Annotated in this window: 22 protein-coding genes; 7 read left to right on the forward strand and 15 right to left on the reverse strand. The window is 68.0% G+C overall.

Features of this window, described 5'->3' with window-relative positions; genetic code table 11:
• Positions 1 to 43: 43 nt before the first annotated feature.
• Positions 44 to 739 carry a hypothetical protein gene (locus E6J58_11145; GenBank protein ID TMB37555.1) on the forward strand — a complete coding sequence of 232 codons (696 nt, stop codon included), beginning with the start codon at positions 44 to 46 and terminating at the stop codon, positions 737 to 739.
• 79 nt (positions 740 to 818) lie between these two features.
• On the opposite strand, the gene E6J58_11150 is transcribed toward E6J58_11145, so the two are convergent.
• Positions 819 to 2534, reverse strand: coding sequence for a hypothetical protein (locus tag E6J58_11150; protein TMB37556.1), 1716 nt, complete (start codon positions 2532 to 2534; stop codon positions 819 to 821).
• A complete protein-coding gene (locus tag E6J58_11155; protein ID TMB37557.1) occupies positions 2525 to 3067 on the reverse strand; it encodes a glycosyltransferase in 543 nt (180 codons plus the stop codon). Before E6J58_11155 ends, E6J58_11150 begins: the two co-directional genes overlap by 10 nt.
• A gap of 118 nt (positions 3068 to 3185) precedes the next feature.
• Here E6J58_11155 and E6J58_11160 point away from each other — a divergent pair, with 118 nt between their 5' ends.
• A complete protein-coding gene (locus E6J58_11160) occupies positions 3186 to 5738 on the forward strand; it encodes a hypothetical protein (protein TMB37558.1) in 2553 nt (850 codons plus the stop codon).
• Positions 5735 to 6793: an AI-2E family transporter gene (locus E6J58_11165; protein ID TMB37559.1), complete on the forward strand. Its 1059-nt coding sequence runs from the start codon at positions 5735 to 5737 to the stop codon at positions 6791 to 6793. Before E6J58_11160 ends, E6J58_11165 begins: the two co-directional genes overlap by 4 nt.
• Position 6794: 1 nt before the next feature.
• Here the strand turns inward: E6J58_11165 and E6J58_11170 are convergent, their stop codons facing one another.
• Genes E6J58_11170 through E6J58_11185 form a run of 4 tightly spaced genes read right to left on the reverse strand, consistent with a single transcriptional unit; the run spans position 6795 to position 9863 of the window.
• The gene (locus E6J58_11170; protein TMB37560.1) at positions 6795 to 7679 is read right to left on the reverse strand and encodes a hypothetical protein; all 885 of its coding nucleotides are present in this window, start codon (positions 7677 to 7679) and stop codon (positions 6795 to 6797) included.
• A complete protein-coding gene (locus E6J58_11175) occupies positions 7589 to 7996 on the reverse strand; it encodes a (deoxy)nucleoside triphosphate pyrophosphohydrolase (GenBank protein ID TMB37561.1) in 408 nt (135 codons plus the stop codon). The genes E6J58_11170 and E6J58_11175 overlap by 91 nt, the downstream gene beginning before the upstream one ends.
• A complete protein-coding gene (locus tag E6J58_11180; protein TMB37562.1) occupies positions 7993 to 9099 on the reverse strand; it encodes a hypothetical protein in 1107 nt (368 codons plus the stop codon). The genes E6J58_11175 and E6J58_11180 overlap by 4 nt, the downstream gene beginning before the upstream one ends.
• Positions 9096 to 9863, reverse strand: coding sequence for a hypothetical protein (locus E6J58_11185; protein TMB37563.1), 768 nt, complete (start codon positions 9861 to 9863; stop codon positions 9096 to 9098). The genes E6J58_11180 and E6J58_11185 overlap by 4 nt, the downstream gene beginning before the upstream one ends.
• Before the next feature lie 75 nt (positions 9864 to 9938).
• Between E6J58_11185 and E6J58_11190 the strand changes: the two genes are divergently transcribed.
• The gene (locus E6J58_11190; GenBank protein TMB37564.1) at positions 9939 to 10433 is read left to right on the forward strand and encodes a hypothetical protein; all 495 of its coding nucleotides are present in this window, start codon (positions 9939 to 9941) and stop codon (positions 10431 to 10433) included.
• On the forward strand, positions 10433 to 11443 hold the full coding sequence (locus E6J58_11195; protein ID TMB37565.1) for a zinc-binding dehydrogenase: 1011 nt from the start codon (positions 10433 to 10435) through the stop codon (positions 11441 to 11443). Before E6J58_11190 ends, E6J58_11195 begins: the two co-directional genes overlap by 1 nt.
• Positions 11444 to 11447: 4 nt before the next feature.
• Here the strand turns inward: E6J58_11195 and egtD are convergent, their stop codons facing one another.
• The 6 genes from egtD to miaB form a co-directional block, all read right to left on the reverse strand.
• On the reverse strand, positions 11448 to 12500 hold the full coding sequence (gene egtD, locus E6J58_11200; protein ID TMB37566.1) for an L-histidine N(alpha)-methyltransferase: 1053 nt from the start codon (positions 12498 to 12500) through the stop codon (positions 11448 to 11450).
• A complete protein-coding gene (gene egtB / locus E6J58_11205; GenBank protein TMB37567.1) occupies positions 12500 to 13567 on the reverse strand; it encodes an ergothioneine biosynthesis protein EgtB in 1068 nt (355 codons plus the stop codon). The genes egtD and egtB overlap by 1 nt, the downstream gene beginning before the upstream one ends.
• The gene (gene egtC, locus E6J58_11210) at positions 13564 to 14328 is read right to left on the reverse strand and encodes an ergothioneine biosynthesis protein EgtC (GenBank protein ID TMB37568.1); all 765 of its coding nucleotides are present in this window, start codon (positions 14326 to 14328) and stop codon (positions 13564 to 13566) included. The genes egtB and egtC overlap by 4 nt, the downstream gene beginning before the upstream one ends.
• A gap of 156 nt (positions 14329 to 14484) precedes the next feature.
• A complete protein-coding gene (locus E6J58_11215; GenBank protein TMB37602.1) occupies positions 14485 to 15408 on the reverse strand; it encodes a TerC family protein in 924 nt (307 codons plus the stop codon).
• Positions 15409 to 15437: 29 nt separating this feature from the next.
• Positions 15438 to 16790 (reverse strand): ribosome biogenesis GTPase Der, encoded by a 1353-nt coding sequence (gene der / locus E6J58_11220; GenBank protein ID TMB37569.1) that lies wholly within the window; start codon positions 16788 to 16790, stop codon positions 15438 to 15440.
• Positions 16790 to 18142, reverse strand: coding sequence for a tRNA (N6-isopentenyl adenosine(37)-C2)-methylthiotransferase MiaB (gene miaB, locus E6J58_11225; protein ID TMB37570.1), 1353 nt, complete (start codon positions 18140 to 18142; stop codon positions 16790 to 16792). Before miaB ends, der begins: the two co-directional genes overlap by 1 nt.
• Positions 18143 to 18210: 68 nt before the next feature.
• On the opposite strand from miaB, the gene E6J58_11230 reads away from it, so the two are divergent.
• Entirely contained in the window at positions 18211 to 18948 is a 738-nt protein-coding gene (locus E6J58_11230; GenBank protein ID TMB37571.1) for a hypothetical protein, read from the forward strand.
• A 55-nt stretch (positions 18949 to 19003) separates the two neighbouring features.
• Complete coding sequence (locus E6J58_11235; GenBank protein TMB37572.1) at positions 19004 to 19516, forward strand: hypothetical protein; 513 nt, start codon at positions 19004 to 19006, stop codon at positions 19514 to 19516.
• Here E6J58_11235 and E6J58_11240 read toward each other — a convergent pair.
• From E6J58_11240 to rnc, 3 genes are read right to left on the reverse strand one after another with little or no spacing between them, the layout of a single operon-like run.
• The gene (locus tag E6J58_11240) at positions 19504 to 20403 is read right to left on the reverse strand and encodes a GTPase Era (protein ID TMB37573.1); all 900 of its coding nucleotides are present in this window, start codon (positions 20401 to 20403) and stop codon (positions 19504 to 19506) included. The two genes, E6J58_11235 and E6J58_11240, sit on opposite strands and share 13 nt — an antisense overlap.
• A 60-nt stretch (positions 20404 to 20463) precedes the next feature.
• Entirely contained in the window at positions 20464 to 21126 is a 663-nt protein-coding gene (locus tag E6J58_11245) for a peptidylprolyl isomerase (protein TMB37574.1), read from the reverse strand.
• A 47-nt stretch (positions 21127 to 21173) separates the two neighbouring features.
• Positions 21174 to 22388, reverse strand: coding sequence for a ribonuclease III (rnc, locus tag E6J58_11250; GenBank protein TMB37575.1), 1215 nt, complete (start codon positions 22386 to 22388; stop codon positions 21174 to 21176).

A 22388-nucleotide genomic window follows, 5' to 3' on the forward strand; every position in this document is an offset into this window, starting at 1 on the left:
GGCGCCATCGGCGGTGCGTGCGGACGTCGCGAAGGCGTCTTTCTTGGAGCGGGCCCTTGTCTTGCCCGAGCACGTCGTTCAGATCCACACGGCATATGATCTCCGCTTCGATGACGTCGGAACGACCGTACATCAGGTCCTTCTCGGCTTCGAAGTCGGCGTCCCCGGAGGCCTCCAACTCGGTTTGTCCCTGGTGCAGCGGGTCACTCCGAACCTCGGCTTTGACCGCCTGGCTGTTCGCGCCGCGTACCTCGCGCACGACCAAATCGCGGTCCGCGTCGATGGCGGCGTGTACGACACGAAAATCTACGGGCAGACACCGGGGTTCTCCGGTGGCATGGGTGTTTCCCTGCGGATCCCGCTGATCTCGGACCTCATTGTGCTGACCAGCGGCCGGTTCACCGGCCTTCCGCCCATCGGCCCGCGCTTCTCGCCGTGGCCGTCCTTTTCATTCGCCGACGATCTGATCACAGTCGACGTGAACGCCCTCGGGCTGACCGGCTCCGTCGGAGTGCCCATCGGCGTGCTGGTGCAGCTTGCTCCAGGCGTGGCGGCAGGTTTGCGCGTCGGGTACCGGCATACGTTCGGCGCGTATGCGACGGCCGATTACGTGCCAGTCGGCGTGGACCTGCTCGCTTCGGGGGCAATCGACGTCATCGTCTCAGCCGAGATGCCACGGAAACTACAGTCCGCTGCGGCTGTATACGAGGGCCGGGTCTTACTACAAGCGCGATACTAGTACCGTCGCAAATTCGGAACCGGTCGCTCGAACCCCTATGCAAGATCGCCGGCCTGACAAGGAAACTGCGCTACTGCGCTCACGGGTGCCATGTCGTCCGGGAGCGGCGGCGATAGACCCGGGACCCCGCAACGTCCGCAACGAGCGCGTAGTGCTCGTGGAGGTATCGGTCGAGCGCGGGGACCACGGAAAGTGGAACTCTCTCCCAATGGTGGATGCCCGCGGGTGCGGTGTCCACGAAGACGGGCACCCGGTTCGTTTCGAGATCGCGGAGCGTGAATGCGACGTCTCGGTCCGAGCGGAATGGCGCCAGATCGATGCCGTCCGGCAGGTGCGCCGGGTCGAAGTTGCCGACGTGGACGGAGGTGGTCACGTAACGCGTCCCGGGCAATCGTCCGGCGAGAAAATAGATCGGCGAGTAGTGGCCCCAGATGAACAGCCGCTCGTCTGCCGTCGTATTGCGGGCGAGCCAACTGGCGAGCGCACGGGCGCGCGGTTCCTGATCGGGATACCTGCCTGCCATCCCGCGCCCGAAGGAGAAGGCCATGAGGATCAGCGCCGGAAACGCACAGGCCACCAAGGCGAGCCTGCGCCGGCGCCGTGAGAAAGCCGGCCATCTCTGGACGAGCGAGGCGGCCTGCGGCGAGGCAAGAAGAGCCAAGGGTGCGACGAACTGCAGGAAGTAGTGTTCGTAGAAGCGGCCGCCGGCGCTGACGGCAATCCAGGTGAGCCATAGCGCGAGCACGACGCCGGTGCGCGCGGGGCCGCGGACGGTTGGCTGGACCGTTTCCCGCGTCGCGAGTACCCAGGGAATGATCGCGCCACCGACACAGAGTGGAATTGACTGCGCGGCGAGAAGAAACGCGTCGCGCGCCGTGCCCACGGCGTAATGCATGTTTCGGGCGATCACCCAATCCCAGAACTCCGGGAGCGCACCGATCCTCGAGAAGGCGAAGACCGTCATTACCCAAGGGAGCGCAAAGCCTGCTGCGAGCGCGAGCGGCCTGAGCAGCCGGCGAAGATCCTTGTTTCGAAGCGCGTGCCAGCAAAGCGCCAGGCCAAACGCCGCCAGCAGGATGCCGGCTTGCTGGCGAATGAGAGAGGCGACGCCGACACAGATGCCGGCGAGAAGCCCGTCAGCGAGCCCTCCTCCGGTCTCGGCCCGGACATAGAACAACAGCGCGCCGGCCGCCGGGAGAGCCATGAGCACCTCGGTGGAAACCGAAGGCACCTCGCATTGCGAAGCGAGCAGCGCGAGCCAAGGCGCCGCAGCCGCAGCCACCTCGTTCCTCGTCAGGCGCCGCGCCGCCCGACCCAGGACGAGGCACGTCGCCAGGACCCAGAAGACGCCGAGGACGTGCACCGGCAGGATGGACAAGCGGCCGAACAAAGCCGCGGGAGCAAACGGAAGGTACGCCAGCGGCGGCTTGATGTCGGCGATCTCGGCGAACGGCACGGCACCCTGGAGCATGCGCTTGGCGATGACGGCGAAATCCGATTCGTCGATGTTGAGCATCCCGAAGACGAATCCGGCGCTGCGCAGGACGACGATCGCGGCGAAGAGCGCGGGGACGGCCCACCGCCGCGGCGGAGCGCGGGCCGTGCCGAGAGCACGGCGTTGTGAAAGCGCAAACCGGATGCGCGCGAGCTCGAGCCCGAGCCGCGGGAACTGCGTGAATCGCAGCTTGGAGTCGGGCACGTCCGTCCACATCCGGAGCGGCATCTCGACCATGTCCGTAGCCCGCAGTCCGGGAATTCCGGGTGCGCCTGCCAGCAGGCGCCCGATCAGCTCCACGTCGAAAGCCCAGCGCGCGTGGAACGGTTCCTCCAGCGCTGCCGCGAGCAGTGGCGAGACTTGGAAGGCCTTCGCGCCACACTGGGTATCGTAGACGCGCAGGTCGAGGATGAGTGAGGCTGCGGTCGCGAAGACGCGGCCCAGATAGTGGCGCGCCGCACAGCCTGCGTGCGAGAGGCTCGCAGCGTAGAGACCAGGCGCAGCATCTCCCTTGCCGGCGTCGCGAGATCCGCGTCGAGAAACCCGACGATGCGCGCGCCCATCTGGATTGCCCGCAGAAGTCCGTGCCGGACTGCCTCTGCCTTCCCCTGGTTCCTCGGAAGATCGAGGCGCAAGGCGCGCGGTCCGAGCTCCGCGCAGATGGCGGCCAGGACGTCTTGCGTGTCGTCGCGAGAACCGTCGTCGACGAACAGAATGCGGGTCCCCGGCTCCGAAAGAAGCGGCCGAAACCCTTCCGCCCGCAGCCGCCGGCCCTCGTTGAAACAGGGGACCACGACGACGAGCTCGAGCGTGTCCTCTTCGGCGTCTACCATCGCGTTCCGAGTCGCACGAGGGAGCCCTTGGCATAGACCTCGATGCGGGTGAACCGCTCACATCCGCTTCGCAGCGCAAAAGGCGCTTCGGCCGCGGGGCTTGTGGTACTGAGCGCTTGTGAACGCTCCCCCGCAGCGGCGCGGAGTCGTCGCTGTGTTGACCAGGGCCGGCCTGAACCGCCCGGTGCCGGTGTTGCTCCTCTCCGCGCTCGCGGTCGCCGTCTGCGTCAAGCTCGCGTCCGGACTGGAGATCCGCTCCAGCTTCCAGGAGCTCTTGCCCGAGGACGTTCCCTCCGTCCGAGAGATCAAGCAGCTCATCCAGCGGGTCGGCGGCGATGGAACGGTGCTGGTAGTGGTCGAGTCGATGGACGGTCCCGCGGGCCTTCCCAAGGCGGAGGCGCTCGCGCCGGCCCTCGCGCGTGATTTCATCGCGATGGGTCCCAGCCAGATCCGCAGTGTCCAGTCGAGCATGGCGCCGATCCGCGACTGGTACGAGGGCCACTGGCCGCTCTTCGTTCCGGTCGAGGAGCTGCGCAAGGCGCGCGACGCCGTGCGGAACGAGATCAAACGGCGCACCGTGGCCGCCAATCCGCTGGCGGTATCGCTCGACGACGAGGAGGAAACGGCCCCGCCGGCGTTGCCGCAAGCCGCCGACTTCCTCGACCCGAAGAAACCGCTGCCGCGCGAGCGCGTCGCGGAGCGATTCGCCCGCTACGTGGACGGCTTCATGGTCTCGCCCGACCACCGATCGCTCACGATGATTGTCCGGCCCGCCGGGACGAGCCTAGGGGTAACGGAAGCGCGCGCCATGGTCGACAAGATGCAAGCGGTGGTCGCCAGGCACAAGGCGGAGCTCGATCGCGACCACCTCCGCGTCGGCCTCGCCGGCACCTTCCCGCTCTTCATCGCCGAGTACGAAGCGATCATCAACGACGTGGCGAGCACCGCCCTGATCTGCGTCTCGCTGGTGCTGATCTCCATTCTCCTCTTTTTCCGCGACGCGCGCTCCGTCTTCTCGCTCGGGCTAGCGGTGCTGATGGCCGTCGCGGTCACCTTCGGGCTCACCCGGATTGTGATCGGCTACCTCAACACGCAGACCGCTTTCCTCGGCGCCATCGTGGTGGGCAATGGCATCAACTACGGTCTCATCTACCTCGCCCGTCTCAAACAGCTGCGCTGGCAGGGAATGGGCTTGCGCGAGGCGTGCCTGGAGAGTGCGGAGACCACGGCGCGAGCCACCCTGCTCGCCTCTGCCGCAACCAGCGTCTCCTTCGGCGTGTTGGTGGTGGCCGCGAACCGGGGATTCCGCCATTTCGGCTTCATCGGCGGGATCGGCATGCTGCTTTGCTGGCTCTGCACCTTCCTGCTGGTGCCTGCGCTCCTGACCCTGTACGAGAAGCTGCGCGGCGCTCCCAAGGTCCGTCCCGACACGACGCAGGAGAAGCTGCGCCCGGTCGTCGCGCGCATCGTCGAGCAGCGCCGTCCGATCATCGTCGCCTTCGCCGTGCTGACGGTGATCTCCGCGGCGCTCTTCATCCGGCAGATCCCGACTGCGATGGAGCGCAACCTCGACAATCTCACCAACGACCTGAAGGGCCACGATCAGCTGAAGGCCGATCACGATCGAGCCAACTCGGCGCTCGGGAGGTCCATCTCCGGCGCAATCGCGCTGCTCGATTCTTGGCCCGAAGCGGATCAATTCTGCGCCATCATCGGCGAACGGATGAAGCAATCGCCCTACGACCGCTTGATCGACTCCTGCGACACGCTCTCCTCGGTGGTGCCCCGCGATCAGGACGAGAAGTTGAAGGTGATCCGGGAGATCGTCGCCGAGTTGCCCGACCGGGTCATCAGAAGGCTCGACGCTGTCCAGCGGGACCGCGTGCGCCAGGTCCGCGATCAACTCGCCGCGCAAAAGCCGGTCACGGTGGAGCAGGCCGATCCGGCGCTGGTTGATCGTTTCCGCGAGCGCGACGGCACCGTCGGCCGGCTCGCGGCGGTGACCGCCAAGCCCCAGGCGAGGCTCGAGCTGGCTCAGAACCTCGAGGACTTCGTCCGCGGCGTCCGCGACGTGCAGATCGGCGGCAAGACCTTCGACGCGACGGGAGAAAACGTCATCTTCGCCGACCTGCTCACGAATATCGATCGCGAGGGTCCCCGCACCACCTTCTTCTCCTTCGCCGGCGTCTGCGCACTGGTGCTCGTCTTCTTCCGCAGGCTGCGGACCGCCACCGAGGTGATGGGCTCCCTCTTCATCGGCGTGGTGCTGATGTGCGGGATCGCCGCGGCGGTGGATCTCAAGATCAACTTCTTCAACTTCATCGTCTACCCGATCACCTTCGGGATCGCCGTCGACTACGGCGCGAACATCGCCGCCCGCAACCGCGAGCGGGGCGGCGACGTGATCGGATCGGTGTCGGAAGTCGGACCGGCGGTGATGCTCTGCTCCTGGACGTCGATCATCGGCTACGGCTCGCTGCTGTTCTCGCTCAACCGCGCGCTGCGCAGCTTCGGGTGGTACGCGATGGCCGGTGAAGTCACCACCATCCTGACCGCCGTCATCCTCCTCCCCGCGCTCCTGGCGCTGGCGCGCCCGAGAGAGCCGGAAACGGAATCCCTCGTCCGCCGGCGCTCCGCCGCCGGCGCTCCTCCTGATACACTCGAAGGGTGACGCGGCCCTCCAGACCTTTCGTCGTGCTCCTCCTGCTGGCGACGGGACTGCTGTTGTACGTGGCCTGGCCGTTCCGCACCCCGCTCTTCCTCGCGGTGGTGATCGCCGCCGTGCTTCACGATCCCCTGGAGCGTCTGACCATCGCGATGCGCGGACGGCGCACCGTCGCCAGCGGGGTGGTGACGCTCGCGGTGCTCATCCTGATCGTGGCCCCCTTTGCCGCGCTGGTCGGCTTCGTCACGCGGGAGTTCGCCTCGGGACTGTCGTATCTGCGCGGGACGCTCGGCGTCACATCCGTGTCCCAGCTGCAAGGCGCGGAGCTGCCGATGCCGCTGCAACGGATGCTCGAGATGCTCCACGTCAGCCGCGAGCAGGTGTTCGATCTGGTCACCAGGGTCGTGGAGATCGTTCAGGACGCTCTCCCGGAAATCGTCGCCTCGGGAAGCAAGGCCGTGCTGTCCACCGCGATCATGCTCATCGCGCTGTACTTCCTGCTCGTCGACGGAGCGCGCGTCGTGCAGTGGGCATGGCGCGTGTCCCCCCTCGATGCCCGCCAGACCGAGGAGCTGACCGCCGAGATGCGGCGGGTGACCCGGGCGACCGTAATCGGCATCCTCGCCACCGCCGTCTTCCAGGGCATGGCTGCGGCCGGCGGCTACCTCGCGGTTGGCATTCCACACGCGGCCTTCTTCGGCCTGCTCACCGCGATGGTCTCCTTCGTTCCGGGCGTCGGCACGAGCCTGGTCTGGGCGCCAGCGGCTACCTCTCTCTGGATCGGAGGTCGCCCCATCGCGGCGGTGGCGCTGGCGTTGTTCTGCCTCATCGTCGTGGTCGGCGCCGAGCAAGTGGGCAAACCGCTGCTGATGCGCGGCCAGGTGCAGATGCACACCGGGCTCATCTTCCTCTCGCTGCTCGGCGGCCTCGCGATGTTCGGCCTGCTGGGCATCCTCCTGGGTCCGCTGATCGTCGCCTTCTTCCTGGCCATGGTGCGCATCTACGAGCGCGACTTCCGCCACTCCGGAGCTCCGCCCGTAGCCTCCGACAGGGCGGCGTGAATCAGGGGCACGCGGCGGCCACGGCGCGGCTGACGTCGTAGAGCATCGCACCGCGGTCGCTCACGGGCATCGGCCCCGCTGGCATGCGCGTGCGCTGCAGGAGGCGGTTGTAGCCGAGCTCCGCCAGCGGCCGGAGATGGAAGACGTCGTAAAGATTGTACTCGACCAGCCGGCGCAGCGCGGCCGGGTCACCCTCCCTCTGCGCATGCCAGAGCGCCACCGCGTCGGCGCCACAGAGGGAAGCAAGGTGCGGCGGACGGAAGAAGCCGACCCGCACTTCGAGCTGCTTCAGGCCTCCCTTGTCCCGCAACCGCTGGTACACGTGGCGCAGATCGACGTGCACCGCCGGTGGCTCCCACCCGGGCAGGGCGCGGCGCAGGATCGGCACGTCGAAGATCGTCCCGTTGAACGTCACCAGGGCGCGCCAGCGGCGCGATCGCTCGAGGAATCGGGAGAGGTCTCCGCGAAAGCTGGCCAGGCCATCCGCGTCGAGGACGCCGGCGACGGTGACCTTGTCGCCCGCCGCCTCGATGTCGAGGAACGCTGCCTCCTCGATGACCTGCGGCAGCAGCCGCCAGTGCTCCGTCTGAGGCAGGGCGCGGCCAAAGAACTCGAGATCGCGCTCGGCCAACCTCCGCACCGACGCGGCAACTCCTGCGCGCAGCTTTTCGTCGAGCCGTGGCGAGAGGATGTCTCCCTCCGCCGGTACCTCCGCCCAACTGCGCACGCCAGACAGCCAGAGCTGCCGCTCGCGCAGCGGACCGATTCCGCCGATGTGGCGGAACGAGGCGGTGATCACGGGAGCTCCTCTTCGGCCAGCCGCGTGAGGAGCGGAATGTCCGCTTCGCAGAACGGCAACCCCGGGAGATCGCGCCGCGACACCCATTTGATCTCCTCGCAGGCGAGCGGCCGCGGCTCCTCGCCCGCGTGCAACGCGCAGCGATAGAGAGCCAATTCCACCTGCAGGTCGGGGTAGATGTGCTCGACGCGCGCGTACTCCTCACCGATCGACGCGCGCACTCCCAGCTCCTCGCGGAGCTCGCGCGCAAGCGCCGCGCGCTCGCCTTCGCCCGGTTCCACCTTCCCGCCGGGGAACTCCCACAGGGATGCACGCTCGCCCTTGGGACGGCGCAGCGACACGAGCACCTTGCCCTTGCGCTCGATCACCGCCGCGACCACCAGCACGCGGCGGAGCGCCGTCATGGAAGGAGGCCCAGGGAGAACAGCGTCCCGGCGTTGGAGAGCACATACGCGACGCCCGGCAACGCGTATACCGGCTGGGAGAATCCGCTCCCCGGATCGAAGGCGCCGCGCGCTTCGCCCGTTTCCAGATCCACGCCGAAGAGGGGACCGCGATCGAGGGCAACGATGATCATTCCGCCCACCGCAACGGGCTGCGTGGGATAGCGGTCCTTGCCCAGCTGGAGCGTCCACAGCTTCATGCCGGTCGAGCGATCGAGCCCCACCAGCTCGCCGCGGCCGCCGCCCACCACCCGGGCGCCCTCGACGACAACGTGATTCGCCCCGGCGAGCGCGTACGTCCAGGCGGGCTCGCCGCTCGTCGCGTCGAGGGCGACGATTCCAGCCTTGGCGCTGGCCACATAGATGCGCGTATCCGCCTCGGGCGCGTCGATCGCGTCGATGTCCAGGTAGTCGCCGGTACCGCTCACCTGGCGCGTCCAACGCGCGACGCCGTTGTCAGGCTGTATCGCCGCCACGGTGCCGTCCGCGAAGGCGGCGAAGAGAGACCCGCGCGCGATCTTCGGTTGCGCGTCGCCGCGAATCGTGAAACCGCCGGGAGCGTCGCGGTGGAACTTCCACAGCCGCTTGCCGTCCTTGAGGGCGAGCGCGGTGACGGACTGCTCGCTCGACATCACGAAAAGCCGGCCCTCGGAAGCCGTCGGCTGCGTGGTCAACTCCTCGCGGAGATCGGCCCGCCAGCGCAAGGCGCCGGAGAAGCGGTTGAGCGCGTAGACGACGCCGTCGCCGCCGGCCACGTAGAGCGTTTCGCCGTCGACCAAGGGCGCCGCGAGGATGGCGCCACCCGCCTGGAACGTCCATGCCGTCTTGCCGCGGAAGAGGCAGCGCACCGCACCATTGCGTGTCCCCACGTAGAGTCGCGTCTGTGCGCTGTCGAGGACCGGGGTGGCGGTCTCCGCGGGTGAGAACGGCAACTTCTCCTGGGGCACGATGTGCTGCATCTCGCCGACGAAGAATGGAGGATCGAGCGCTGCGCCGCGATTCGACGGACGCGCAGAATGCTCGAGAGGCGTCCAGGAGAAGGCCAAAAGGGCGAGCAGGATCACTTCTGCTTCTTCCCTTGCGGCTTCTCCGCCTGTGCCTTCGGGGGAGACGGCGGAAGCGAAGCCAGCTCCAGCCGTTCGTTCGCGTCGCGGACCACGTCCGCTTCCTTCGGGTGATCCTTCGCCACCCTCTCGAGCTGCTGGCGCGCATCCGGCTTGCCCTGCACCAGCGCGAGCCGGGCGACCTGGTAATCGGCGCGGGCCGGAAGATCGAGCTCGCGGAGCTTCTCGAACGCCGCTCGCGCATCATCGAGATGGTTCTGCGCTTCCAGGGCGTATCCGAGCGACTCCTGCGCGAACGGGCGCAGCGGATGATCCTTCGCGGCGCTGGCGAGGAATGCCTCCAGATCTTTCTGCGCACCGGCCCCGTCGCCGGACTTCAGCTTGTGGAACCCGATCTCGGCGGCTGCTGTCCGCGCCGCAGTCGTGCCACCGTGATCCGCCCGCACCTTATCCAGCGCGGCGATCATCGCCTTTTCCCGCTCTTCCTTGGTCGCGAACGTCTGCTGGCCTGGCTCGGAGGCTGTGTCACCGGAGATGGGCCGCGACTGCAGCTCGAGCGCCTCCGCGAGCTCTCCGCCGGCCTTGGCCTCGCGCGAGGATCGCCAGGCCGTCACTCCCCAGGCGATCAGCACGATCGCGATCACCGCTCCGGCCGCGCCCAGCACGGGCCCGCGGTTCGCGACCATCCAGCTCATCGCCCGCCCGGCGACGACCTGGAATTCGTCCGGTCGCTTCAGCTGCTTGCGATCGATCTTCTCGGCCACTCGAATGCCTCCTGCAGGACGCGCTTTTCTCGCGGAACTCCCCCGCGAAGTCAATCGGCGTGTAAGGTGCATGCCGTGCGCCTGCTCGTCGCGCTTCTGTTCGCATTCCCGGCAGGGGCCGCGCCGCTGAGGGCGGGGACCCCACAGCTCCAGCTGCGGCTGGAAGGACTTTTCGGCCAACCGACCACGCAGCTCGGCGCCCGCGGCGGCCTCGGGGTCGGCGTCGGGTGGCGGATGACCGATCAGCTCTGGATCGTTGGCGACGCCGCGCAGCGCGCAGCGCCAGGCGGCGGCATCGGGTCTCTGGCCTTCGGCCTGCAGGCCACACTGGACGCGACGCCGATCTCTCCCTATCTGGAGGTCGCCGTGGTCGATCTCTCCAATCGCAAGGCGCTCGGCTATTCGCTCGCGACGCGCACCGGCCTCGGGGCGGACTGGATGTTCTCGCGCGGCGCCGGCATTGGAGTCGTGGTGCGGACCTACACCGCCCTCGATCCGGAGAACGACATCCCAACCGTGGCGGGCCTGGAAGCCGCGTTCCGGCTCGTCCTCACCCCCGGAGCACTGTGATGCGCGCTGTTCGCTGCGAGCGGCAGGGGCCGCCGGAAGAGATGAAGCTGATCGAGCTCCCGGATCCGAAGCCCGCGAATGGCGAGGCCGTGGTGCGGCTCCACTTCTGTGGGCTCAATCACCGGGACGTCTGGATCCGGCAGGGCCTGTATGCCCGCATCCAGCTGCCCTCCGTGCTCGGATCCGACGGCGCTGGAGTGGTGGAGTCGGTAGGCGCGGACGTCGATTCAAAGCTGGTGGGGAAGCGCGCGGTGATCATCCCCTGCGAGAGGTGGGGGCCCGACCCGGCGGTCCAGAGCAAGGACTTCCTCATCCTGGGGATGCCGCGGCAGGGGACGATGGCGGAGAAGATCGCCGTTCCTGCCTCGATGATCGTCGACCTCCCGGAGAGCATCTCCTTCGAGGACGCCGCCGCCCTCCCCGTCGCGGGAATCACGGCGTATCGCTCACTCGTTACGCGCGGCGGCCTCAAGCGCGGTGAGCACGTGTGGGTCACCGGAATCGGCGGCGGCGTCGCCACGCTCGCGATGCTGTTTGCCAAGGCGCTCGGCGCACAAGTCTCGGTGACGTCGGGAAGCGACGAGAAGCTGGCGAAGGCCCGCGAGCTCGGCGCGATCGCCGCCGCGAACTACAAGGCCAAGGGCTGGGAAAAGGATCTCGTTGCGCAGGCGGGTCGTCCGCCGTCGCTGGTCATCGATGGAGCGGGCGGAGATGGCCTGAACAGCCTGATCGGCGCCATCGCACCTGCGGGACGAATCGTCATGTACGGCGCGACCCGGATGTCGCCGAGCAAGCTCGACATGGCGAAGATCTTCTTCAAGCAGATCGACCTGCGCGGCACGACCATGGGGACCGACGACGAGTTCCGCGCGATGGTCAAGCTCGTCGCGGAGCATCGGATCAAGCCGGTGATCGACCGGATCTTTCCCCTCTCGCAAGCGGTGGAAGCGAACCGGCTGCTCGAGGAATCGGCGCAGATGGGGAAGATCCTGCTCGATTGCCGCAGCTAGGGAGTCAAATCCCCCGCAGCGAGGTGCGCGCAACGCCCAGGGCCAGCCCGAAACGCGCATCGGGCGACTCGATCCACCGTTCCGGCGTGAACCCGGCCGAGTCGATCATCCGGAGCACTTGTTCGCGGGTGAACCGGCGCGAGATCTCGGTGCGGATGCCTTCGCCGCGGGCGAGCCGGAGCGTCGAGCCCAGCCGCCCGAGATCGACGTCCATCGCCTCGCGCGCCACCAGCCACATCTCGATCCGCTGCTTCTCGACGACGTACGGGGCATAGTGAGCGAACTTTTCCGCGTCGAAATTGCTGCGGACGAACGAGTTCACGTTGCGCAGGACGTTCCGGTTGAAGGCGGCCGTGATCCCCTGCGGGTCGTTGTACGCAAGATGGAGCGCGGCTGGATCGGTGATCAGGTTGGCGCCGAGCAGCAACAGATCGTCCTGCTCCATGTGCTCGCGGACGCGGGAGAGGAACTTTACGGCCGCTTCGTCCTCGTCGTTGCCGATGGTCCCGCCGAGGAAGAGCACCAGCCTCCGTCCGCCGGCGGGCTTCGGCGGCAACTGCAGCGCCTGCGTGTAATCGGCGAGAACGTGCTCGACCGGAATCTCCGGCCGCGCCGCGGCGAGGATCTCCTTCGTCCGCTGCAGCGCGTGCGCGCTGATGTCGACGGCGACGTACTTCGGACGTCCGCCGGCGGCCAGCGCGGCGTCGAGCAGCGCAACCGTCTTGGAGGCGGCGCCGCTGCCCAACTCCACCACGTCGGTGAGCTTCCGGCCTCCCGCCGATTCGACGAGCGCAGCCGCGCGCGCCTCCAGCAGCGCACGCTCGGTGGCGGTGGGGAAATACTCGGGCAGCCGCGTGATCTGCTCGAAGAGCGCGCTACCAGCGTCGTCGTAGAAGTACTTGGAGGGAATCTCGCGCGGCGCGCGCGACAGCGCCTCGCGCAACTCGCGCAGCGCAGCGCTCTCCGCGTCGAGGCTGACCAGCGTGGCGGTCCGGGGCGAGCGCGCTCCAGGCAGGAGGCCGCGCCGCACGCGACGCGCCGGCGATCTCCGTTGCATCACATCCCCCCCGCGCAGCGGAATCCGCTGGGTATCTCGCGGACGCCTGGTTCGTACCAGTTCCGGAGGGTTGGACGCAAAAGCTCCGGGGACGTTGCCCAGGACCCGCCCCGAAGAACGCGATGGGTGCCGAACCACGGCACCGAGTACCCTTCATAGGGGTACGAACGGAATTCCGGGTACGGCAAGAACCAGCTCGAGGTCCATTCCCAGACGCCCGCGGCCTCGATCCGCGCTGCCTCGAGCTCATGTTCCGTCGGCAGCCGTGCTCCCCGCCAGCGCGCGTAGGCGTCCGCCTCGTACCAGGAGACGCAGGTCACCGGAGCGTCCGTGTGCTGCTCCCGAAACCCGAGTGGCGCCCGCACGTTGTGCTTCGTGCGCCATTCCCAGCCTTGCGGGTTCCAATGCGCTGCCTCGCGATAGCCGCCGGCCGCCACGAACGGCGCATATTCGCCCGCGGTGACGGGTACCCGATCGATCCACCATGGTTCCAGCTCGACCTCGTGCGGCGGCCGCTCGTTGTCGTAGGCGCGCGCCGCGTCCGCGTAGCCGACCACCACGCGCCCCCCGGCGAATTCGAGTCGCCCCGCGGACCGGACGTGCAGCGGCGGCGGCATCCGGTGCAGCCTCTTTTCGAAGAGGGCCGCGATCACCTGGACGTGCTCCGCGTGCTGCAGCTCGTGTTGCGCGACGTGCTGGACGAGGAAGCTCTCCGGCAGCCCGAGCACGCCAGGAACGCGCCCAGCCCGCAGTCCTGCGCAGACGCGCTCCAGCACGTCGTCGAGGAGACAGCGCAGCTCGGACGGCTTCGGGAGCTTCCCGCGCGCCGCCTTCGCGATCGCGGCGGGATCGAAGAGCCGCCCATACTCGTGACGCTCTCCCGGAAGGAGCCAGCGCGCCTGCACCGATGCGACGTGGCCCAGATGCCAGCCGATGGGGCTGTAAGCTGGACTCGGCTGCCGCATCCAGCGCCCTTCCGCAACGGGATCGACGGCCTGTTGCAGGAAGCGGCGCGCGGATTCCAGCTCGGCGATCAGCGGATCGCGGGCAGTGGCGCGCGCTCTCACCGCAAAGCCTCGAGATGCAGGTCATGTCCTGCCCGCGCGATGGCCAGATGGTCCGCGGGGATCTCCTTCCAGCGCCCGCCGTCGAGCGGCTCGGAGGCCAGGCAGACTCCTTGCTGGAACGGCGCCCAGTAGAGGCTCGCGGGCTTCAGCCCGCGCGCCCAACGGACACCCACGAGCTGCTCTCCGTCACCGAGAAGCACCGTCGCGACCGCCGTGCGATCGAGTCCGGCGCAGATGGCATCGAGGCGGCCGATGGCTGTGCGCACTGCCTCGGGCAGCGGTTGCGCCGCGTCGAGGACGAGCGCAAAGATGTGCTCCGAGTCGCTGCTACCCTCGATCGATTCGTAAGCCTCGGTCCCCAGCCCTTCGCGAATCGCGCGCTGCACACCGCGGCTGAACCCAGTGATGAATCCGTTGTGGGCGAATGCGATCCTGCCGCGCGCGAACGGCTGCACGTTGGCGAGCTCGAACCCGATCCCCGGCGTGGCCGAGCGCACGGCGCCGATGAGCGAGCGAACCACCAGGCGCTCGTTCATCCACCTCTGGTTCGGGTCGGCCCAGATCGGCGCAGCGGTGCGGTACAGCGCAGGCTCCGGATTGGCGTCATCGAGCCAGAGCGCGGCGCCGTAACCGTCGGCGTTGACCGTTCCGCTCTGCATCTCGCGTGGCCGGTAGCTCTGGACGAGCAGGGAGTGCGGCGGCGCGGAGACAATCTCCCCCACCCGGAGCGGCCGCCCCACGTAGCCCGCCATGCGACACATTGCTTACAGGCTGCGCTCTGAGCCGACCTGTTGCAAGCGCCGGTCCTCGGGGGTGTCGCAAAGCGAAGCGGTGCGGGCCGCGAAGTGATTCGTCACCACCCGATCCCCGTCCTCGGCGAGCAACACTCGGCCGCGCCGCTAGGGGACAGAAGAGTCTCAGCCTTGCTCGTCCGCCGGCGGGCGACGCAGCCAGGAGGCCAGCAGCGCAACGGCGAGGATCCCCGCGATGATCATGAGGGATGTCCCGGTCGGAAGGTCGACCCACTTGTAGAGCAGCATCTTCAGGCCGACGAAGATGAGGATCGCCGCGAGCCCAGGCTTGAGGTAGCGCAGCCGCGTCAGCGCCCCCCGTACGACGAAGTAGAGGGCCCGCAGACCGAGCAGCGCGCAGATGTTGCTGGAAAAGACCAGGAACGGGTCGTCGGTGACGGCAAAGACGGCGGGGATGGAGTCGAGAGCAAAAACGAGGTCCGTAGTCTCGGCGGCGACGAGCGCAAGCAGGAGCGGCGTCGCGCAGGTGGTCTTGCCGCGACGGACAAAGAAATGGGAACCCTCGAGGTTCTTCGTCATCGGGAACTTCTTCGCCACCCAGCGGACGACGGCGCTGTCGGCGGGCTGCGCGTCTTCCTCGTCCTTGTGGAAGAGGATCTTCCATGCCGTGTAGACGAGGATGGCCCCGAAGACCGCGATCACCCAGTGGAAGGTGCGCACCAGCGCGACGCCGGCGAGGATGAGGGTGCCGCGCAGCACGATGGCGCCGAGGACACCCCAGAAGAGGACGCGGTGCTGGTGCCGCGGCGGAATGGCGAAGCTGCGGAAGAGAAGGACGAAAACGAACAGGTTGTCGACGGAGAGCGACTTCTCCAGCAGGTACCCGGCGAAGTACTCGAGCCCCTGCTCCCCGCCGTATTTGAACCAGACGAAGAAACCGAAGCCGACCGAGAGCACGATCCAGAACACGCTCCACCAGACGGCTTCCTTGAACGTCGAGGACTGGTCGCGCGAGGAGATTCTCAGGTCCACGGCGAGAACGACGAGGACGCCGACCAGGAAGGTCGCCCACAACAGCGGGCTGCCGATGTTGCGCGCCCCGAGGTCGACGGCGACGTTCACCGCCCCGCTCTCCGGGACCCGCGGGGCGTCGCGCGACTCTTCTGCCGGAAGATCAGGCGGACGGGAACACGCAGCTTGAATTCCTCGCGCAAGCGGTTGACCAGGAACCGGCGGTAGGAGTCGTCGACCGCCTGCGGCCGGTTGCACTGGATAGCGATGGTTACCGGCTGCGTGCCGATCTGCCACGCATAGCTGAAGCGTACGGGGAACCCGCGAAAGAGCGGCGCCGGGTGCTCGTCCTGCATGGCCTGCACCCATTCGTTGAGCCGCGGGGTGGGGATCCGTGTGGCAGCCTCGTCGTGCAGCTCGGCGGCAATCTCGAGAATGTGCTGGACGCGGGTCCCCTGCAGCGCGCTCACGAAGAGCAGGGGCGCGAAGCCGACGTGCTGCAGGTGACGTTGCGCCTCGTCGCGCAGGCGGCGCGCTTCGCCTTCCTTGTCCTGCACCAGGTCCCACTTGTTGACGGCCAGGATGACCGCGCGCCCGCGCTCCTCGGCCTGTGCGGCGATGCGAGCGTCCTGATCGACCCCGAGCTGCGTCGCGTCCGTGAGCACGACCACCACGTCGGCGTGCTCCACCGCGCGCAACGCCCGCTGCGCCGAGAACACTTCCACCTTGTCGACCACGTGCCGCTTCTTGCGCAGTCCCGCGGTGTCGGTGAGCACGTACCGCCGGCCCTTCCAGACCAGCTCCTCATCCACGGCATCCCGCGTCGTCCCTGGCGAGGCGGACGCCACGAAGCGCTCCTCGCCGAGGAGCCGGTTCAAGAGCGTGCTCTTGCCGACGTTCGGCCGGCCCAGGACCGCCAGACGGATGGTCTTCTCCGTTTCCCGGGCATCCTCGCCCGCCGCTTCCGGTAGCTTCTGCACCACGGCGTCGAGCAGGTCGCCCACACCGCGCCCGTGCTCGGCGCTCAGCGGAAAGACGTCGAAGCCCATCCCATGGAGCTCGCCCAGGTCGAGCGACTCCTCCCGCCGGTTGGAATCGACTTTGTTGGCGGCGAGGAATACCGGCTTGCCACCCCGGCGCAGGAGCTGTGCCAGCTCGCGGTCGGGCGCGGCGAGCCCCTCGACGGCGTCGACGACGAGGACGATGGCGTCGGCCTCGCGCATCGCGGCTTCCGCCTGTTCGCGCACGGCGCGAACCAGCTGCTCGTCGGTCCTCAGCGTGAACCCGCCCGTATCCACGACGCGGAAGCGCCGGTTGCCTTGCTGGGCCTCGGCGTATTGCCGATCGCGCGTGACGCCGGGCACGTCCTCGACGATGGCCAGACGCCTGCCAACGATGCGGTTGAACAAGGTTGACTTTCCCACGTTCGGGCGGCCGACGAGAGCGACGAGCGGGAGCACTACGCAGACACCACCGCCAGGCGCCGTCTCGCGGGAAGCTCGACGCGAAGCGCGCGGTCGATGACGTCGATCTGGACGCCGCGAAGCGCCACCAGGCTCGCGCTCTCGACGCGGACGTTCACCAGGTCCCCGGTTCCCGCCTCGCCGTTGAAGTGCACGGTCCAATTCTCCCGCGAGCGACCGAAGCCCGGTTCTTCGACGAGGACCTCCACGATTGCGCCGACGCGTGCGCGATGCCGGCGGAGCGTGCGTTCCATCTGCAGCGCCTGCACCTCCTCGAGGCGGCGGATGGCGACGCCGCGCGGGACCTCCCCCCACTCGCGGAGCTTGAGGATGGCCCCGGTATGCGGCCGCGGACTGTAGATGAACGAGAAGAGATTGTCGTACCCGGTCCTTCGCAAAAACTCGACGTTTTGCCGGTGCTCGTCGTCGGTTTCGCCGGGGAACCCGCAGATGATGTCGCTGGTGAGCGCGACGTGCGCCGGGAGCGCCGCGATACGCCGCTCGTATTCGGCGATGGTGTACCGGCGCCGCATGCGCTCGAGCACGCTGTCGGCGCCGTGCTGCACCGGCAGATGGAAGTGCGGCATCAGTTGCGGCACCTCGGCGAAGCAGCGGACGAGATCGTCCGACAGGTCCATCGGATGCGAGGTGGTGAACCGGATCCGCAGCAAGCCGGGGACGGCCGCGACACGCCGGATGAGACCCGCGAAGGTGCATCCGCCGGCGTACGAGTTCACGTTCTGGCCGATCAGCGTGATCTCGCGGACGCCGACGGCGACCAGGGAGGCCACCTCACCTACGATCTCCGCGTAGGACCGCGACACTTCTCGTCCGCGCGTGTAGGGAACCACGCAGAACGAGCAAACGTTGTCGCAGCCTTTCATCGCGGTGACGAAGGCGGTGGTCTTTCCCCGGCTGGTCTCCGGATCGGCCTGCGGAAACAGGTAATGCTCCGTATCGACGAAATCGGTCTCCACGCCGCCCGTGTCGACCAGCTCCGGGACCTTTTCCAGATGATCCGGACCAAGGACGAAATCCACGAACGGCGCCCGAGAGAGGAGCCTTTTCTTCTCCTGTTGCGCGACGCAACCGGCCACGCCGATGCGCGTGCCGCGCTGCGCCTTCAGGAGCCGATAGCGCCCGAGCGCGGAGTAGAGCTTGTCCTCGGCCTTTTCCCGGATCGCGCAAGTATTCACCAACACGAGATCCGCGCCGTCGGGCGTTCCGACCGGCCGCCAGCCCGCCCGCGCCAGGGCTTCGCCCATGCGCTGCGAATCGGACTCGTTCATCTGGCAGCCGAACGTGTGAATGAAGTAGCTGCGCGCCACGGGAGAGCGGGGATATGTCATCGCGTCCGTTTGACGTCAACGGTATCGCTCTTGACTCGGAACCTTCCTACGCGCCACTCTGCCGCGCCATGCGCTCCCTCGCCGCCGTGCTCCTCGCTTTCGCCTCCTCCGCGTATGCCCAGGGCCTCGACCGCGACACCCTGCTGACCGATGCACCCGCGGTCCCCGCCGTCGGGACGGTCCGCATCGCCGGCGCTGGCGTAGCCACGGAAAAGTCCGACAGCTCCTCCTCCAGCCTCACCGGCAGCATCGGCTGGACGCCCATCGCCAACCTCCACGCCGACGTCGGCGCGTACTTCCAGTCCGGGGCGCAGGGGCCGGCGGCGCGCGTTCGCTACCAGCTGCTGAACCAATTGTCCCACGGCCTCGATCTCGCGACCGGCGTGCGGTTCAAGACGGTCGGGTTCCATCCGGACCAGGGCGAAGTGGAGTTCCTGCTCGCAGCGGGCCGCCGCTTCGGACGTTTCGAAGTCGTCGTGAACGGCGTGTTCGGCGTCGAGACCGGCGGCGAGAACGGCAAGGACGTCGAGGCGAAGGCATTCGCGGGCTGGCGCTTCAACGATGCGGTGCGCGCGGGAATCGACAGCCGCCTGCAGGCCGAGGTAGCGGACGAGGCGCAGACGGCGCCCCCCATCGGACAACCCCTCGTTTCCACCGGACGCGACTACGATCTGACCGCCGGGCCGTCCATCGCCTGGATGGTGACGCGGACGATTCAGGTCCAGGGGCTGTTCGGTGTGGCGCAGCCGAAGAAGACCGACATCACTTCTCCCATCGGCGTGGTGTACGCGAGCATAGACTTTTAGGCGCTCCCCGCGCCTCCGGCGCGGGGTATGCGCCTACGCCTTGGGCTGAGAACATTTGTTCGTCCTCGGGCATGTCGGCATCGGGACGCGCCTCCTCTTCGGGCTTCGCCAGCGGCTTCCTCCGCGTTGGCTCGTCTTGGGATGCCTGCTCCCCGACCTCATCGACAAGCCGCTGTTCTATGGTCTGCTCTGGACGCGAGGCCATCCCGACGCGCTGATCAGTGGTTCGCGCAGCATCGCGCACAGCGGACTGTTTCTGCTCGCGCTGCTGGCGCTCGCGCTCGCGTTGCGCCGTCCTGGACCCTGGGCCGTCTTCTCCGGCGTCGCGACCCACCTCGTGCTCGACATCGGCGGTGAGCTCGTCACCGGCGCGGTGCCGGATGCGTCGATCTGGATCGCGGTCTTGTTTCCTGCCTTGGGATGGCGTTTCCCCCGGGCGCATTTCGGCTCGCTTCTCGAGCACCTGCGACTGAGCGTGGAAAACGTGTATGCCCTCGGCGGAGAGATCGTGGGCGGAGCGATCCTGCTCCGAGCCTGGTGGCAGAAGCGGAAGACTCAGTCTTCGTAACCGGCCCTGCGAAGCCCCTTCGCAGTTCGCGTCCACCCCGGCTCCACGCGGACGTGGAGCTGGAGGAACACCTTGGCGCCGAGCAGCCGCTCCATCTCGCGCCGGGCACCCGTTCCAATCTCCTTCAGCCGCGAGCCTCCCTTGCCGATCACGATCGCCTTCTGGCTGTCGCGCTCCACGAGAATGGTGGCGGCGATGCGGACGAGCCCGCGGGCGCCGGTCTCGCGCTCGGATTCGTCGAACAGGTCGATCAGGACCGCCGTGCTGTAGGGAACCTCCTGCCCGGTGTGGCGCAGGAGCTGCTCGCGGACCAGCTCGGCGCAGAGATCGCGCTCTTGCATGTCCGTCCACTGCTCCGCGGGAAACATCGCCGGTCCCTCCGGCAGGTGCGCAATCAGCGCATCGACGAAGCCGTCGACGTTGTCACCCCTGAGCGCCGACAGCGGGTACACGTCGGTCCAGGCGTGCAGGTCCTTCCAGCGATCGATCAACGGAAGAAGCTGCGCCCGTGGCACCGCATCGATCTTGTTGATCACCAGCAGCGTCGGTTTCCCGGCCGCTTTCACCTGATCGAGCGCCTTGCGGGCCGCGGCGTCGACGGCCGGCGGCCCTGCCTCGATGAGGAAGAGAGCGAGATCCGCGTCGGCGAGCGACTGCAGTGCCCGCTGGACCATGCGGGCATTCAGGCCACCCTTGGCGGTGTGGAGGCCAGGCGTGTCTAGCAGCGCGACCTGGGCATCCGGCCGCGTGATCACCCCGAGAATACGGCCGCGGGTGGTCTGCGGCTTGGGGCTGATGATGGCGAGTTTCTGGCCGATCAGGCGGTTGAGCAGCGTGCTCTTGCCGACATTGGGGCGGCCGACGATTGCGACGAAGCCTGCCCGCATCTATTGCCTGTACACGCCACAACGTAGACGCATACCCGCACCCTCCGGGTGCGGGAGCGTCTAGGGCACCTTCTCGCTGCGGACGATCTCGATGTGGTCCAGCTTCGTCTGCGCGTTGCCGGCGCGTGCGATCTGCGGCACCAGATCCTGCCCTTTCACCACCTCGCCGAAGATGGTGTGCCGGTTGTTCAGGTGCGGCGTCGGCACCTCGGTGATGAAGAACTGCGACCCGTTGGTATTCGACCCCGAATTGGCCATGGCGAGCAGTCCAGGGCGATCGAACTTCTTCCCGCTCTGGAACTCGTCCTCGAAGCGGTAACCGGGGCCACCGGTTCCCGTCCCCAGCGGATCTCCGCCCTGGATCATGAACTGCGGGATCACCCGGTGGAAGACGGTTCCGTCATAAAGCTTCGCCTTGCTCTTCTGACCGTTGCGCGGATCCACCCACTCCTGCTTGCCGGTTGCCAGACCGACGAAGTTCGCCACCGTCTTGGGCGCCTCCTTCTCGAACAGCTTGACGACGATGTTGCCGCGGCTGGTCTGGAACACGGCGTAGAGGTCGCCGGGACCCTGGGGAATGTTCGCCATCGAGATCACGTCCTTTGCTTGGAGCTCACGCGGAGCCGCCTTGGGCTGCAGGGGAGTGGGTGTGGATGCCGGCGCGGCGTTGTCCTTGCACGATGCCAGGGCGACGGCGAGGAAGAGCGCAGTGCGTAGGCGCATAGGGCCGCGCAAAATAGCGAAGCGGAGGGAACTCGACAAGCGCGGATTCAGCCCGGGGCCCAGCGCCGGGCGCGCTCCAGCAGGCCCTCGACCAGCGCCGCCTTCGCGTCCGAGTAGCGCAAGAGCGTCGTCGCTCCCGATGCGATCGCTTCCCGCTTGCCGGACGCGTACCGGCCGCGCTCTTCCGGGTGGGCGCGGAGATAGTCGCGGAGCACGAGCGCGTCTCGCCACAGCGGGCCACCCCGCTCCACGACCTGCGCGTTGAACGATACGGGTCCACGCTTGCGAAAGTACAGGCGGCCGGGTACTCCGGCCTCGCCGAAGGCCTCGTAATCGGGAATGCGCAGCGAAGGCGCCAGCTCCCGGACGCCGATCAGCAGGTCGATGATGGCCTTGCCGTCGAGGCCGGGAACGGCCGTGCTGCCGATGTGCTCGATGTCGGCGTCCACCAGGGCGGCGCGCAGGCGCGCGCTCTCCTCCGCCGCGAGGTCCGGCCAGGCGGAGTCGCTCGGGACGAGGGAAATTGCCTCGTCGAGCAGCGCGCGCTCCAGCGCCTGGGGCGTCTCGAGCGCTGCCCGGGCCGCGGCCTGTTCCGCCTCCTTCTTGCTGCGTCCGCTGCCGCGGCCGAGAGGAAACCCATCGAGCCGCACCTCCACTTCGAAGGAGCGCGCGTGGTCGGGGCCGGCGACGGAGAGCACCTTGTACTGCGGCGTCCGGCGCCGGCTCTGGAAGAGCTGCTGCAGCTCCGTCTTCGGATCGCGAGCCAGGAGCCCTTGATCGAAGAGCGGCGCCAGCAGCCGGTCCACCACCTCCTGGGTGCGCTCCAGGCCGCAGGAAAGCAGGACTGCGGCAACCACCGCCTCCAGCGCGTCGGCGAGACGCGCCGCATTCTCCCGGCCGCCGCTGCGCTGCTCGCCGCGACCGAGCAGCAGGAGATCTCCGAGGCCGAGACCTCGAGCGACGATGGCCAGAGATTCCTCCCGGACGAGGCCGGCCCGAAGCCGGGTCAGCTCGCCCTCGGACGCCTCCCGAAACCGCTCGTAGACCCGGCGCGCGATGAGAAACCCGAGGATGGCGTCGCCGAGGAATTCCAGCCGCTCGTTCGAGCGCAGCACCGGGCGGCCCGCCGACAGCGACCTCTCGTGCGCGTAGCTTCCGTGGCGCAGCGCCTCCAGGGCGAGCTGGGGATCGAGCGATCCTTCGGGAAGACCGAGCCGGACGTTGAGCAGCGCCACCCGCTGCTGGTCGTTCAGCTCGGCCAT

This window comes from Deltaproteobacteria bacterium (assembly GCA_005879535.1).
Lineage (GTDB): Bacteria > Myxococcota > Myxococcia > Myxococcales > 40CM-4-68-19 > 40CM-4-68-19.

Excerpts from the sequence above, each read along its gene's own strand:
- miaB (TMB37570.1), bottom strand. The coding sequence starts at position 18,142 with ATGACATATCCCCGCTCTCCCGTGGCGCGCAGCTACTTCATTCACACG.
- E6J58_11240 (TMB37573.1), bottom strand. The coding sequence starts at position 20,403 with ATGCGGGCAGGCTTCGTCGCAATCGTCGGCCGCCCCAATGTCGGCAAG.
- E6J58_11155 (TMB37557.1), bottom strand. The coding sequence starts at position 3,067 with ATGGTAGACGCCGAAGAGGACACGCTCGAGCTCGTCGTCGTGGTCCCC.
- rnc (TMB37575.1), bottom strand. The coding sequence starts at position 22,388 with ATGGCCGAGCTGAACGACCAGCAGCGGGTGGCGCTGCTCAACGTCCGG.
- E6J58_11175 (TMB37561.1), bottom strand. The coding sequence starts at position 7,996 with ATGACGGCGCTCCGCCGCGTGCTGGTGGTCGCGGCGGTGATCGAGCGC.
- E6J58_11230 (TMB37571.1), top strand. The coding sequence starts at position 18,211 with ATGCGCTCCCTCGCCGCCGTGCTCCTCGCTTTCGCCTCCTCCGCGTAT.
- E6J58_11245 (TMB37574.1), bottom strand. The coding sequence starts at position 21,126 with ATGCGCCTACGCACTGCGCTCTTCCTCGCCGTCGCCCTGGCATCGTGC.
- egtD (TMB37566.1), bottom strand. The coding sequence starts at position 12,500 with ATGCAACGGAGATCGCCGGCGCGTCGCGTGCGGCGCGGCCTCCTGCCT.
- E6J58_11170 (TMB37560.1), bottom strand. The coding sequence starts at position 7,679 with ATGGGTGTCGCGGCGCGATCTCCCGGGGTTGCCGTTCTGCGAAGCGGA.
- egtC (TMB37568.1), bottom strand. The coding sequence starts at position 14,328 with ATGTGTCGCATGGCGGGCTACGTGGGGCGGCCGCTCCGGGTGGGGGAG.
- E6J58_11195 (TMB37565.1), top strand. The coding sequence starts at position 10,433 with ATGCGCGCTGTTCGCTGCGAGCGGCAGGGGCCGCCGGAAGAGATGAAG.